Source organism: Phreatobacter stygius, assembly GCF_005144885.1.
Classification (GTDB): domain Bacteria; phylum Pseudomonadota; class Alphaproteobacteria; order Rhizobiales; family Phreatobacteraceae; genus Phreatobacter; species Phreatobacter stygius.
Genome location: NZ_CP039690.1, coordinates 7,178,776 through 7,191,978, shown reverse-complemented (window position 1 = coordinate 7,191,978; position 13,203 = coordinate 7,178,776). Strand labels below are relative to the sequence as shown.

The window sequence follows — 13,203 nt, the reverse complement described above, 5'->3', positions numbered from 1 at the left end:
TCCGCATCCCTGGGAAACGAAGCGCCCGCTATATTGCGCCCGTGGCGAAGCTCTCGAGATAGGCCACGACGGCGGCCGCGTCGGGACCGCCGGCCTTGGCATGGGCGATCAGCGGGATGCCATGCGGGCCGCGCGCGTTGCGCGCCTCGGGCGCGACCGCCAACAGCGCCTGGACAACAGCGAGATGGCCGAGCATGGCCGCGGCAAAGATGTCCATGCGTGCGCCCCTGGCCAAGAGCACGTCCGCGATGTCGCGGCGGCCCATATGGGCGGCGGCGCCGAGCCCGGTCTCCCAATCGCCGCCACCCCAGTCCCAGGCGGCGTTGGCCAGCGCCGGCTGGCCGGTCACCAGCGCCACCACACGATCGAGGTCGCCATGCGCGTGGCCGACAAATGCGTGGACCAGTTCGGCGTCGAGACGCGGGACATCTGCCATGAGGGTCTCCTCCTGCCAGCGGCGGGCTCGCGGTTCGCGGCCTTGGGCCATGCCGCGCCTTGGCCGTGCATCCTAGCAACCCGGCGCGGTCCCGGACATCTCGCCAAAAGTCGCCGGACCGGCCGCCGGCCCGTCGTCGCGCCGCCGGCCGCGCGCTTGATTTTTGCACGGCACAGTTCTAAATCATTGACAGACCGACGGTCGGTCTGAGATTCGCCGATGACCAGGGAATTCAAGACGCCACGTGTGATGATGGATCCGGCGGCGCGGCGCGGCGCGCTGCTCGACGCCGCCCAGGCGCTGTTCTTCGAGCGCGGCTACGAGAACACCACGATCAACGCGATCATGGAGAAAGCCGGGGTTTCCAAGGGCGGCCTCTATCATCACTTCGCCTCCAAGGAGGACATTCTGGAGGCGCTGGCGGCCCGCCTGTCGCAAGAATCGGTCGCGCGGCTCGAGAACGTGTTCGATGAGCCTGGCCTCGACGGTCTCGGCCGGCTGAACACCTTCTTCGCCCGGGCGCGCCGGATGAAGATCGAGGATGCGCCCCGGACGCGGGCGACCTTCGATGTGCTGTTCAAGCCCGAGAACATCGTTCTCTACCATCGCATCAACGCCGCCGTGCTGCCGGTGGTGGTGCCGCTGCTTGCCCGCATCATCGCCCAGGGCAAGTCCGAGGGTGTGTTCAACGTGCCGGATCCGGTCGCCGCGGCCGAGGTCGTGCTGCAGCTCGGCACCAGCGCCTATGATCTCATGGCGCGGGCGATCGCCGTTGCGGGAACGCCCGAGGCGGAAGCCGTGTGGGAAGAGTTCGAGCAGCGGCTGATTTTTCACGGGATCGCCATCGATCGCATTCTGGGTCTTCCCGACGGAAGCCTGGTTTATGTCGAGCCTGGCTTCGTGCGGGCCGTCATGGCCGTGAGGTGACCAGCGATGACGGCCGAGAAAATCACCCTCACCGGGGTGAAGGAAACCCTGCTGATCACGCTTTATGGCAAGGGCGAGGAGAGCCGGCTAACTGGTTCGCTCTTGCGCGACCGATTTGCCGCCGAGGTCATTGGCCGGATCGATTACGACTTCTCGAAGCTGCAGGTCGGCCGGGACGACATGGTCGGGCTGGCGACACGGGCCTATCGCTTCGATCAATGCGCGCGCGCCTTCATCGCGGCCCATCCGGACGCGATCGTGCTGCATCTCGGCTGCGGCCTGGACAGCCGGATCTTCCGGCTCGATCCGCCGGCGACGGTCCGATGGTTCGATGTCGACTATCCCGAGGTCATCGCCCTGCGCCACCGGCTCTATCCGGCGCAGGCGGCCGGCACGATGATCGGCTCGTCGGTGACCGATCCATCGTGGCTCGACACGATCCCCGCGGATGCTCCGGCGCTGATCATCGCGGAAGGCCTGCTGATGTATCTGAGCGAGGCGGAAGTCGGTGATCTCTTGGGCGCGCTCACCACGCGCCTGCCGGGCGGCGAGCTGGTGTTCGACGGCTTCAACCGCCTCGGTATCAGGCTTGCCCAGAGCAACCGGATGATCAAGGCCACCGGGGCGACGCTCAACTGGAACATCGACGAGCCCAGGGAGCTGGAGGTGCTCGTCCCGAAGCTGCGCTTCGTGGCGGAGCTTATGATTTACGACCCGGCCGAGGCGGCGCAGTTCCGCCGGTTCTCGCTGCCCGCGCGCCTGGCGATCCGGGTCATGCATGCGGTGCCGGGCTTCCGGCGCATCGGCCGCCTGCTGCGTTACCGCTTTTGACATGACGCGACGCGGCGCGGTCCCACGCAACCGGCCGGCGCGGCCGCCATGCCGGGTCACGCCGATCGGAACAGCCGGCCTGACGACGAAGGACACCACGGGAGGCTCTCTTGCGGTTGATACGTTACGCCATCGGTTTGGTTGTCGTCGCAAGCGCGGCCGCTGCGGTCGGCTGGTTTATCCTGAAGCCGAAGCCGGTGATCACGGTGACGCCGTCGCGCGGCGACGCCGCCGAGATCGTCTATGCCAGTGGCGTGGTCGAGCCGCTGATCTGGGCCAAGGTCACGCCGGTGGTCCGCGAACGGATCGTCGAGCAGTGCAATTGCGAGGGTTCGCGGGTCGCCAAGGGCCATGTGCTCGCCCGGCTCGACAACAGCCAGGTCGAGGCATCGCTGGCCGAGCACCGGGCGCGGCTGACGCTCGCCCGGGAAGAACACCGGCGCCAGTCCGTGCTGGTCGAGCGCAATGTCGGCAGCCAGCAGGCCTTCGACCGGACCCGCAGCGAGGTGGCCCAGCTGGAATCGCTGATTGCCGGCCAGCAGGCGCGGCTCGAAAGCTATGTCCTCAGAGCCCCGGGCGCGGGCGTGGTGCTGCGGCGGGACGGCGAGGTCGGCGAGGTGGCCGAACTCGGCAGCGTGCTGTTCTGGGTCGGCGAGCCGAATCCGCTGATCGTCACCGCCGACGTCAATGAAGAGGATATTCCGCGCGTCGAGGTTGGCCAGCGCGCGCTGCTCCGGTCCGATGCCTTTCCCGGCCGGACACTGGAAGCGGTGGTCGACCGCATCACGCCGAAGGGCGATCCGGTGACCAAGGCCTATCGGGTGCGTTTCCGCCTGCCCGACGACACGCCGTTGAGGATCGGCATGTCGACCGATGTCAACATCGTCATCCGGGTGGCGGGCGATGCCTGGCTCGTTCCAACGGTTGCCGTCGACGGCGCCAGGATCGTCGTGATCGACGGCGACCGGGCGCGGCTGCAGGAGATCCGCACCGGCATTCGCGGGCCGGCCGGCGTCGAGGTCGTCGCGGGCGTCGACGAGACTACCCGGATCGTCTCGCCGTTTCCGGCTGGTCTCGCCGACGGCGCACGGGTTTCGATCTCGGCCACGGCGGCGCGGTGAGGCGGCCATGCGCCTCATCTTCGACATCGCCTATACCCATATCGCCGGCCGCGCCCGGCAGACGCTCGTCGCGGTGATCGGGGTCGCCGTCGGCGTCGGCTTTTCGGTGGCCATGGCGGCGCTGATGCAAGGCGGCCAGGACGATTTCGTCAAACAGCTGGTCGACACCATGCCGCATGTGCAGGTGACCGACGACCGGCGCGCCGCCCGCCGTCAGCCGGCGGAGGACGTCTTCGCGACGGTTGCCATTGCCGGGCTCCGGCCGCGCGAGGACCGGCGCGGCATCATCAATCCGACGGCGGCGCTGTCCTGGCTGAAGGCCTGGGTGCCCGGGCGGCTGGCGGGCACGCTCAGGCTGCAGGGCGTCATCCGCTATTCCGGCCGCGATGTCGGCGCGGCGGTGATCGGCATCGACCCGGAAACCGAAGCCGGTGTCTCGCCCATTGTCGGCGACTTCACCCAGGGCAGTTTCGCCGCGCTGACGGCGGGCGGCAACGGCATCGTGATCGGCGACACCATGGCCAACCGCCTGGGGGCGCGGATGGGCAACACCGTCACGGCCGTGTCGTCGGAAGGGCTGACCCGCGATTTCAAGATCGTCGGTCTGTTCCATACCGGCACCACGGCCAGGGACGAGGGCGAAGCCTATGTCATCCTGAAGAATGCCCAGATCCTGTCGCGCCGGCCGAATGCCATCAACCAGATCCGCATCAAGCTCGATGATCCCGCCGGCGCGCCGGCGGTGGCGCGCCGGGTCGAGACCGAAATCGGCTACAAGGCGGTCGCCTGGCAGGAGGCCAATGAGCAGATCCTGGAGGCGCTCGTGGTGCGCAATGTCATCATGTACACGGTGGTCGCCGCGATCATGCTGGTGGCAGGCTTCGGCATCTTCAACATCATCTCGACCATCACCCATGAAAAGGCGCGCGACATCGCCATCATGAAGTCGCTGGGCTTCGCCGAGGCCGACATGCGCCGGCTATTCCTGCTCGAGGGCGTGGCCATCGGCGCGGCCGGCTCGCTGGTCGGCTGGCTGATCGGCTTTTCGCTGATCTATGCCCTGTCGCTGGTGCGTTTCGAGGTGGCCACCACCGGCCAGGAAATGACCAGGCTGCCGATCGCCTGGAGCTTCACCCATTACCTGCTGGCGCTCGGCTTCGCGCTGATGTCGGCCGCGGTCGCCGGTTATCTTCCGGCGCGGCGGGCGGCGCGGGTCAATCCCGTCGATATCATCAGGGGCGCCACATGAGCCCGCTGATCGAAACCCGGGATCTCAGGCGCAGCCTCAACGACACCGTGCCGGTGACGCTGATCGACGACGTCTCGCTTGCCATCGCCGAGCAGGAGTTCATCGCCATTACCGGCCCGTCCGGTTCCGGCAAGTCGTCGCTGCTCTATCTTCTCGGACTGCTCGACCGGCCGACCGGCGGCAGCCTCAGCATCGGCGGCCGGGACACCCGGCCCATGGACGAAGTGGAGCGCGCGGCGACCCGCCTGTCGATGATGGGCTTTGTCTTCCAGTTCCATTTCCTGCTGCCGGAATTCACCGCGCGCGAGAATGTCGAGATCCCCATGCGCCGGCTGGCCAGGCTCGGCCGCGCCGAGATGCGCGTGCGGGCGGCCGAGCTGCTGCAGTCGCTCGGCCTTGGCGATCACCTCGACAAGCGGCCCGAACAGCTGTCCGGCGGCCAGCGCCAGCGTGTCGCCGTGGCGCGGGCGCTCGCCAATGATCCGCCGCTCATCCTGGCGGACGAGCCGACCGGCAGCCTCGACAGCAAGAGCTCGGAACAGGTCTTTTCGATCCTCGAGACCCTGGTACGCGAACGGGGCAAGACCGTCGTCGCGGTGACCCATGATCTCGCCTTGGCCGCGCGCATGGATCGGCGTGTCCACCTGGTCGATGGCAGGATCAGCAGCGACGACCATGTTGCCCCGCAGGGGCCGGCCGGGGCAGGGCGCTTGCCGCTCCCGGTGCCGTCCGAGCGGTAGCTCCAGATGCGACAGCATCACGACGAAGCGATCGGCGCGGCCTCGGCGCGCGCCATTATCCTGCCTTCGCGCCTGCGCTGCCCCCGCCGCCGCCACTCTCACGGCCGGCGGAAGACGCCAAGCGGCGAGCGATTCTTCTTCGACCGGTCGGCGCTTTGCGCCCAAACCGGCGTCTCGACCGATGCGGTCCGGCGAAAGCTGTTTGGAGACGGAGCGACCGAGCCGATCGCGGCGGAATAGAACCAGCATGCCGGCCCCGGCGGAACACGGCGGCCCGCCCCTCCCAGCCATCGAAGGCCATGACCAAATGACATCGGACCCCCGCGTGAAACCCGTCGGCGAGATCAGGACGGCACATATCTTCGACATGGTCATCGACCTGCATCCACGGCTGAACATCGGCGCCGGCCAGTTTGGCCAGCGGGTTCTCTTCGGCGCCGCCGGCGGATCGTTCGAGGGCCCGACCAGATCGCCCGAGCCGTCGACCGCGGCGTGTGCGGGCCGGGCTTGACGGAGGGTGCCGCGTCCATTACTAAACCAAAAGGTTAAGTGATTGACGCGGCACCAGAGGAGATCGACCATGCCGAACACCATCGTGTCTCGCGAAGAATGGCAGAACGCGCGCATCGCCCTGCTGGCCAAGGAGAAGGCGCTGACCCGGATGAACGACGAGCTGAGCGCCGAGCGGCGCGCCTTGCCCTGGGTCAAGATCGACAAATCCTACCGGTTCGATGGGCCGTCCGGGCCGCTGACACTGGCGGATCTGTTCGGCGGCCGCAGCCAGCTGGTGATCAAGCACTTCATGATGGGGCCGGGGCAGACCAACCAATGTGTCGGATGCTCGTTCGAGGTCGACCACGTCGAGGGCATTCTCGTCCATCTCGAAAACCACGACGTGTCCTATGTCGTGGTGGCCCGCGCGCCGATCGCGGAAATCGAAACCCTGCGCCAGCGCATGGGCTGGCGATTTCCTTTCGTTTCGGCGTTCGGCAGCGATTTCAACTATGATTTCAACGTGTCGTTCACGCCGGAACAGGTCGCGGCCGGACGCGTCTTCTACAATTTCCGCGAAATCGATCCAGGCATCGAGGACCTGTCCGGCGTCAGCGTCTTCTTCAAGGACGATGACGGCCAGATCTTCCACACCTATTCGACCTTCGGCCGCGGCGGCGAAGCGGTTCTGGCGACCTATGCCGTGCTCGACATGGCGCCGAAGGGGCGCAACGAGACCGGGCCCCATCATTCGCTCACCGATTGGGTGCGGCCGAGAACCATGTACGGCCAGGGCGGCATGGTCGAGCCCAACGGGCGCTATCACGCGCCGACCTGCGGCTGCGCCATCCACACCTGAGCCCGCAGTCCGCGGCCGTTCGCCGGTGCGCGGCATGAGAGGCAAGCGCCATGTGCTGTGCGATCGGAGCCTTGCTGATGGCCGTGACGGCGGCGTGGCGGCGCTGGCTTCAGGCCACGCGCGGTTGGCAGCCGCGGCTGCGCTGGGCGGCGGCCTTCGCCGCCGCCGCCATCGTCCTGGCCGCCGGCACGGCCTTGGCGACCCAGCATTTCGACCATTACGCGGCGCGCGCCCGGATCAGCGAACGCAGCCTGCTGGCCGAAATCCTGGCCCAGCCGCTGTGTATGGGCGCGACGGCCGTGCGAGCGGATAGGCCGGTCGCGCCGCCTTGAGGCAGATCCGGCGCGGCGATCAGGCGGCGCGCAGGATGCCGAGCTGCTGCAGCGCGGTCACGCCGTCGTCGAGGCCGATCTCCTCGGCGATCAGGCCATTTTCGACACGCAGCACCGTGGTTCCGGTGAAACGCATCTTCCGGCCGGACGCCGCCGGCAGCGAACCGGTCAGAAAGTCGCTGAAGGCCGGGCCGGTATGGGTGCCGCCGCCAATCCAGCGGCCAACCACATAGTCGCCTTCGGCGATCAGGTCTGCGGCACCGCCGAAGCTCAGGTCGGGGAAGGCCTGGCGGAAGCCGAGCATGAACGCCCTGACGTCTTCGCGGCCGCGGCGCGGTGCGTGCAGCGAATATTGCAAGAGCATGTCGGGCGCGGCGAGCTCGTCGATGACAGCGGGATTCCAGGGATTGCCCCAGAAGCCGTCGAACCATCGGCCGACAATGGCCTTGTTGTCCTGTTCCTTAGCCATGATGCAGTCCTTTGTGCCGCCTTTGCCTGGGACGGTCCGCGCCGGCGGCATGCCGCTGGACCTCGGCTTATGGGGTAGGCCGGGGACGCATCGGGAAAACTCCGTTTGTTGTGCTGGAATTCGAACCGGCGGGGAGCCGGCGCAGGTTCCTTGGTTCAGCCGCCATGCGACGGGCTCAGCCGTCCGCCGGAGCGGCTGCCGTTCGATTCGGTGGCGATGGCGCCGGCGGCTTCGAGGCCGCGAAGGATTGTCGCAGGATTGCCAGCCATGGGCGCCTGCTGCTGAGCTGCGCCCGAACAGCCCCGCGTCGGCGCAAGCCGGCGGGGATTTTTATGAGCGGCAGGGCAGAGCGTCGATTTGGCTTCGGCGTTCGACCAAAAAGAAAAGGCGGAACGGACATTCGTCCGTTCCGCCTTCAAATTTGGCTCCCCGGGCCGGATTCGAACCAGCGACCAACCGGTTAACAGCCGGTTGCTCTACCGCTGAGCTACCGAGGACCACCGCTTTCGCGAGTGAGCGGCGCGAATAACACAAGACCGTCACGATTGCCAAGGGGCAAAGATGACGTGAAAGGATGGCGGCAGCATGGCTCCCGACTTGTCCCCAGCCAAACCGTGGGGCAGGGGGCCGGCGACAAAGGCCGCCAGCCGTGTTTTCAGGGGTAACGACCGTGACCGCCGACACCCCGACAAGCCTGACCGTGCTTGGCCGCCGCTTCGCCTTGCCGCAGCGGCGCTGGCGCCGCCGGGCGCTCGGCTGGGCCTTCATTCTCGGCGGCGTGCTCAGCATCCTGCCGGTGCTCGGCCCGTGGATGTTTCCGGTCGGCCTGGCGATCCTGTCGGTCGACAGCCCGTTCTTCCGGCGCATGCGCCGGCGGCTGGCCATTCGAATCGGCCGGCGCTGGCCGAAACTCAATGCCTGGCTGAAAGGCCCGCCGGCCTGAGGCGGACCACTCTCAGCCGCCGGGCGCGCCCTGGGTGTTGACGTAGAGCGCATAGACCGACTGGCTCGCCGCCATGAACAGCCGGTTGCGCGACAGCCCGCCGAAACAGACATTGGCGCAGCGCTCGGGCAGGCGGATGCGGCCGATCAGCTTGCCGTCGGGATTGAACACATGGACGCCGTCGAGCTCGTCGCTGCCCATGCCCCAGCCGCACCAGAGATTGCCGTCGACATCGCAACGAAAGCCGTCGGGCGTGCCGGGCCCGGCATCGATGAAGGTGCGCTGACGGGTCAGCGTCACGCCGTCGACGACGTCATAGGCGAGAATCAGGCGGTTCGGCACGGCGCGCGAGGCAACCAGGTAGAGCCGGGTCTCGTCGGGGGAGAAGCAGAGGCCGTTCGGCCCGGCAATGCCGGTCGCCACCGCCCTGGCCTCGCCGGTCGCCGGATCGAGGCGGTAGACGTTCTGCGGCGATTCGGGCGTCGCCTGGAAACCCTCGTAATGGCCGGCAATGCCGAAGGGCGGATCGGTGAACCAGACCGAGCCGTCGGATTTGACCACCACGTCATTGGGCGAATTCAGCCGCTTGCCCTCGAAACGGTCGATCAGCACGGTGATCGAACCGTCATATTCGGTGCGGGTGACGCGCCGGCCGCCATGCTCGCAGGTGATCAGCCGGCCCTGGCGGTCGCGGGTATGGCCGTTGGCAAAGTCGGAGGGCTTGCGGAACACCGAGACCGCGCCGGTCTCCTCGTCCCAACGCATGACCCGGTTGTTCGGGATGTCGCTCCACAGGAGATAGCGCCCGTCGCCGAACCAGACCGGCCCTTCGGCCCAGCGCATGCCGGTGGCCAGGCGCTCGACCGCCGCGCTGAACAGGCGGTATTTGGCAAAGCTCGGATCGAGAATTTCGATGGCAGGGTCAGGGTAACGCTGGCTCGGCTGCCACATGGGGCGGTCCTTCCGACGGAGCGGGCTTGGGCGTAAGCGGGCCGGGGGCGGGCGCCGGGACGCCCGGTGCGATCTTCCCCAAGGCATGGCGCGAATGCAATGCGCCGGGCGCAGCGCAGCCGGGTGCGCGGCATGGGGCCGGGTTCGGCCGCCCGCAACCATCGGCAGATGTTCCAAGGGGAAGGAGGTGGAGGCCTCGCCCGGAATCGAACCGGGGTGCAAGGATTTGCAGTCCTCTGCGTAACCACTCCGCCACGAGGCCGTCCGGGTAACTCAACCGGGCAAGCCCGGCGCGGAGTGGGCTCGCTCTAGCACGCTGATCCGGGCACCGCAACAGAGCCGCCGACAGCGTCGCGCGGGCGGGCGAGCGATCTTCATGACCTTGCAATCCGACCGCCTCCCCCGTTAAAGACGGGGCCTCGGCGATGCTTTTGCCGCCGCAATCCGAGGATTTCGCGATGATCGATTTTGCGCGCGCTCGCCGGACCATGGTCGACACGCAGATTCGGGTGAACGATGTCACCGATGGCCGCATCATCGAGGCGCTGATGGCGGTGCCGCGCGAGGCCTTCGTGCCCGAGGCGCGCCGCGAGCTCGCTTATATCGACGACGACGTCGCCGTGAGCGAAGCATCGAACGGCAAGCCGGCCCGCTACCTGATCGAGCTGATGGTGCTCGCCAAGATGGTTCACGCCGCTGCCATCGGCCCGGCCGACAGCGTGCTCGATATTGGGGTCACGACAGGCTATTCGGCGGCCGTCCTGGCCAGGCTCGCGGCGAAAGTCGTGGCGGTCGAGGAGGACGAGACGCTGGCCGCGGCGGCGCGCCAGGCGCTGGCCGCGTCAGGCAATGTCACCGTCGTCGCCGGCGCACTCGCCGAGGGTGCGCCGCAACAGGGGCCTTACGACGTGATTTTGCTGGAGGGCGCGGTCGAGGCGGTGCCGGAGGCCCTGTTCGGCCAGATGAAGGAGGGCGGGCGCCTGGTTGCCGTGGTCGGTTCGGGGCGCGCGGCGAAATGCCTCGTTCATACCCGAATCAGCGGCGAGATCAGCGCGCGGCCGATCTTCGACGCAGCCATTCCGCCCCTGCCGGGTTTTGCCGCAGCGCGCGGTTTCGTCTTTTAACGGCTTGAAGTGTGGCATTCACGTCCCACTTCCTGTCTAATCGGCCGCATATTGAAACCGGGGCTTTCTTCATTGTCCCGAAGCGGTTATCGAATGTCCCCTTAGGTGCCCTGGGTCTTGGCGGATCATCCAGGGTAACGCCACGAAGCAGGTGTTACACATGATCGGAGCCACGTTTACCCGTGTCGGCTCCGCGACGGCACTCACCGTCGCGATTCTCGTCCCGCTGTTTTCGCCCGTATCCGCGCGGGCTCAGTCCATTAATCAGACCCTGATCCAGGCCTACCGGAACAATCCCGACCTCAATGCGGCACGTGCCGGCGTCCGGGTGGCCAATGAAGGCGTTCCCGCGGCCCTGTCCGGTTACCGCCCTTCGGTCAGCGCGACCTTCACCGCGTCAGGCCAATATACCGAAGCCGGTGGCGGCTCGACCGGGGCGCCTGGGTTTCACACGGCAACGCGTTCCTTTCCGCGCTCGGCGACGCTGACCGCCACGCAGCCGATCTATGACGGCAACCGGACCGCCAACAGCGTCCGGCAGGCCGACCAGAACGTGCTGGTGGCGCGCGAGACCCTGCGCAACACCGAACAGACCATCCTGCTGGCCTCCTCCACGGCCCATATGAACGTGCTGCGCGAGCAGGCGGTGCTCGACCTGCGCCATCGCGCGGTCGAGGTGTTCCGCGAGCAGCTGAGGGCCACCCGTGATCGCTTCGCCGTGGGCGAGGTGACGCGCACCGACGTGGCGCTGGCCGAATCGTCGCTGCAGGGCGCGATTGCGACCGAGAGCGGCGCCCAGTCCGACCTCGCCAATTCCCGCTCGGTCTATATGCAGCAGGTCGGCATCGCGGCCGGGCGCCTGGCGCCGGCGCGGACCGTCGAGCGGCTGCTGCCGCGCAGCCTGGATGCGGCCGTCATCGCCGGCCAGTCCGAACACCCCGCCATTCGCGGCGCGCGCCACGGCGCCGACGCGTCGCTCCTGCAGGTGCGCATCGCCGAATCGGCGCTCTATCCGACGCTCGGCCTGAGCGCCAGCCTGTTCCGCGGCGCCGACCAGTCGAGCGCGCCGCAGGTGTCCTCCGCCAGCATCGGCGCTACGCTGACCATTCCGATCTTCGCCAATGGCGGCCGTGACTACGCGACGATCCGTGGCGCCAAAGAAGCTTACGGTCAGCGCCGCATCCAGATCGAGACGGCCACCGCCAGCGTCCGCCAGGCCGTGACGCAGTCCTGGGCGGCGCTCGAAGCCTCGCGCGCCCAGATCCAGGCCGCCGAAGTGCAGGTCCGGGCCCAGACCATTGCCGTCAACGGCATTCGCGAAGAGTACAAGGTCGGCCAGCGCACGATCATCGACGTGCTGAACGCCACGCAGAACCTGTTCGAAGCCAGGGTCGCGCTGGTTCGGGCCCAGCGCGACCGTGTCGTGCTGTCCTATTCGGTGCTGTCGGCCATGGGCCGGCTGAATGCGCCGCGGCTGGCGCTGGCCACCGAGATCTTCGATCCGACCCAGCACTACCAGCAGGTTCGCGATCTCTGGATCGGCGTACGGACCCCCGACGGACGCTGAACGCGTCTGCGGTGAGCGCATCACTTGCGCTCACCGCCTTCAAGACTCTCGACATCTTGTTTGTGGATCATCAGTTGAGCCGTTAGCCCTGACGGCTGCCTCGGTGCATAGTTCGCTGAGTTGATTCGTGGTGATTCTCCCTTTTCCCGAAGGGAGACGACGTGATCCCACGGTGTGCGTAAAAAGGGGTGGACGGGGATGTCGCAGGCAGCGAAGGCTAACGAACCGTCAATGGAAGAGATCCTGGCGTCGATCCGCCGGATCATCGCGGATGACGAGCCGCCGAAGCCGGCACCACCCAAGGTCGCGGTCGTTCCGCCGCCGGCGCCGCCGCCGCCCGCGCCTAAGGTCGAGGAAGCACCGAAATCGCAGGACGATATCGACGCTCTGCTCGCAGGCTTCGACGCGATGGACGAGGCTGAGCCGGAACCCGCACCGCCGCCGCCTCCAGCTCCGCCTCCGGCGCCTCCCGCGCCGCCGCCGGTGGCCGCGAAGCCGGCCAAGGTGCCCGAGCCCGACATTCTGGAACTGAGCAAGGACGACGCGGTCGTCGAAGCGGTCGGCATGATCAAGCCGATCTCGCGCCGCGCCGACATCGAGTTCATGGAAATGGCGGAGCAGCCGCGGGCTCAGCCGGCCGCCCCGTCCTTCGCGAGCATCGAACAGCTGACGGCGGCCGACCCGCTCCTGTCGTCACAGGCCCATGCCGCGGTCGGAGCCGCGTTCGGCTCGCTCGCCAATACGATCCTGTCCAACAATGCCCGGACCATCGAGGATCTGGTCAAGGACATGCTTCGGCCCATGCTGAAGAACTGGCTCGACGACAACCTGCCGCAACTGGTCGAGCGGCTGGTGCGCGCCGAGATCGAACGCGTGTCGCGCGGCACCCCGCCGCGCTGAGGGGGCTGAATTAACCCTCTCCCAGGGGGCTACGACATTCACACATCTCTCAAAGGGGCCTGAATTCGCCACCTCTCAAGGCTTCGCACGAGAACCACGGATAGCGCATGCGCCGTCCTTTTTCGTCATGGCCGGCCTTGTGCCGGCCATCCACGCATTGCCTTGACCGCGGAGGACGTGGATGGCCGTGACAAGCACGGCCATGACGAAGCGAGAAACACCGCGCCAAGACATGGATTGTCGAGATGTGTGAATCCGGTAG

15 protein-coding genes and 2 tRNA genes are annotated in these 13,203 nt (G+C 67.4%); 12 read left to right on the top strand and 5 right to left on the bottom strand.

The window, feature by feature from the left end; all coding sequences use genetic code 11:
- Positions 1-28 precede the first annotated feature (28 nt).
- Complete coding sequence (locus tag E8M01_RS34075; protein WP_136964236.1) at positions 29-436, bottom strand: ankyrin repeat domain-containing protein; 408 nt, start codon at positions 434-436, stop codon at positions 29-31.
- 219 nt (positions 437-655) lie between these two features.
- Between E8M01_RS34075 and E8M01_RS34070 the strand changes: the two genes are divergently transcribed.
- From E8M01_RS34070 to E8M01_RS34030, 8 genes are all read left to right on the top strand, one after another.
- Positions 656-1,363: a TetR/AcrR family transcriptional regulator gene (locus E8M01_RS34070; RefSeq protein ID WP_136964235.1), complete on the top strand. Its 708-nt coding sequence runs from the start codon at positions 656-658 to the stop codon at positions 1,361-1,363.
- A gap of 6 nt (positions 1,364-1,369) precedes the next feature.
- Positions 1,370-2,194: a class I SAM-dependent methyltransferase gene (locus E8M01_RS34065; protein WP_136964234.1), complete on the top strand. Its 825-nt coding sequence runs from the start codon at positions 1,370-1,372 to the stop codon at positions 2,192-2,194.
- Positions 2,195-2,304: 110 nt separating this feature from the next.
- Positions 2,305-3,315 (top strand): efflux RND transporter periplasmic adaptor subunit, encoded by a 1,011-nt coding sequence (locus E8M01_RS34060; protein WP_136964233.1) that lies wholly within the window; start codon positions 2,305-2,307, stop codon positions 3,313-3,315.
- A 7-nt stretch (positions 3,316-3,322) separates the two neighbouring features.
- Positions 3,323-4,564, top strand: coding sequence for an ABC transporter permease (locus tag E8M01_RS34055; protein WP_136964232.1), 1,242 nt, complete (start codon positions 3,323-3,325; stop codon positions 4,562-4,564).
- Entirely contained in the window at positions 4,561-5,304 is a 744-nt protein-coding gene (locus tag E8M01_RS34050) for an ABC transporter ATP-binding protein (RefSeq protein WP_136964231.1), read from the top strand. Before E8M01_RS34055 ends, E8M01_RS34050 begins: the two co-directional genes overlap by 4 nt.
- A 325-nt stretch (positions 5,305-5,629) precedes the next feature.
- The gene (locus tag E8M01_RS34040; protein ID WP_211596682.1) at positions 5,630-5,815 is read left to right on the top strand and encodes a DUF3237 domain-containing protein; all 186 of its coding nucleotides are present in this window, start codon (positions 5,630-5,632) and stop codon (positions 5,813-5,815) included.
- 69 nt (positions 5,816-5,884) lie between these two features.
- The gene (locus E8M01_RS34035) at positions 5,885-6,655 is read left to right on the top strand and encodes a DUF899 domain-containing protein (protein ID WP_136964229.1); all 771 of its coding nucleotides are present in this window, start codon (positions 5,885-5,887) and stop codon (positions 6,653-6,655) included.
- Between the two features lie 77 nt (positions 6,656-6,732).
- Entirely contained in the window at positions 6,733-6,987 is a 255-nt protein-coding gene (locus E8M01_RS34030) for a hypothetical protein (RefSeq protein WP_136964228.1), read from the top strand.
- Between the two features lie 19 nt (positions 6,988-7,006).
- Here the strand turns inward: E8M01_RS34030 and E8M01_RS34025 are convergent, their stop codons facing one another.
- Together E8M01_RS34025 and E8M01_RS34020 are read right to left on the bottom strand one after the other, a co-directional pair.
- Entirely contained in the window at positions 7,007-7,456 is a 450-nt protein-coding gene (locus E8M01_RS34025; RefSeq protein WP_136964227.1) for an ester cyclase, read from the bottom strand.
- Positions 7,457-7,878: 422 nt separating this feature from the next.
- Positions 7,879-7,953: transfer RNA gene (locus E8M01_RS34020), tRNA-Asn, on the bottom strand.
- A 173-nt stretch (positions 7,954-8,126) separates the two neighbouring features.
- Between E8M01_RS34020 and E8M01_RS34015 the strand changes: the two genes are divergently transcribed.
- Positions 8,127-8,399 (top strand): hypothetical protein, encoded by a 273-nt coding sequence (locus tag E8M01_RS34015; RefSeq protein ID WP_246088528.1) that lies wholly within the window; start codon positions 8,127-8,129, stop codon positions 8,397-8,399.
- 12 nt (positions 8,400-8,411) lie between these two features.
- Here the strand turns inward: E8M01_RS34015 and E8M01_RS34010 are convergent, their stop codons facing one another.
- Complete coding sequence (locus tag E8M01_RS34010; protein ID WP_136964226.1) at positions 8,412-9,350, bottom strand: SMP-30/gluconolactonase/LRE family protein; 939 nt, start codon at positions 9,348-9,350, stop codon at positions 8,412-8,414.
- 188 nt (positions 9,351-9,538) lie between these two features.
- Positions 9,539-9,612 (bottom strand) — tRNA-Cys (locus tag E8M01_RS34005).
- A gap of 196 nt (positions 9,613-9,808) precedes the next feature.
- Here E8M01_RS34005 and E8M01_RS34000 point away from each other — a divergent pair.
- The 3 genes from E8M01_RS34000 (at position 9,809) to E8M01_RS33990 (ending at position 12,941) form a co-directional block, all read left to right on the top strand.
- Positions 9,809-10,474, top strand: a complete 666-nt coding sequence (locus E8M01_RS34000) for a protein-L-isoaspartate O-methyltransferase family protein (RefSeq protein ID WP_136964225.1) — start codon at positions 9,809-9,811, stop codon at positions 10,472-10,474.
- Between the two features lie 160 nt (positions 10,475-10,634).
- Entirely contained in the window at positions 10,635-12,041 is a 1,407-nt protein-coding gene (locus E8M01_RS33995; RefSeq protein ID WP_136964224.1) for a TolC family outer membrane protein, read from the top strand.
- Between the two features lie 198 nt (positions 12,042-12,239).
- Positions 12,240-12,941 (top strand): PopZ family protein, encoded by a 702-nt coding sequence (locus tag E8M01_RS33990; protein WP_136964223.1) that lies wholly within the window; start codon positions 12,240-12,242, stop codon positions 12,939-12,941.
- The last annotated feature ends 262 nt before the right edge of the window (positions 12,942-13,203 follow it).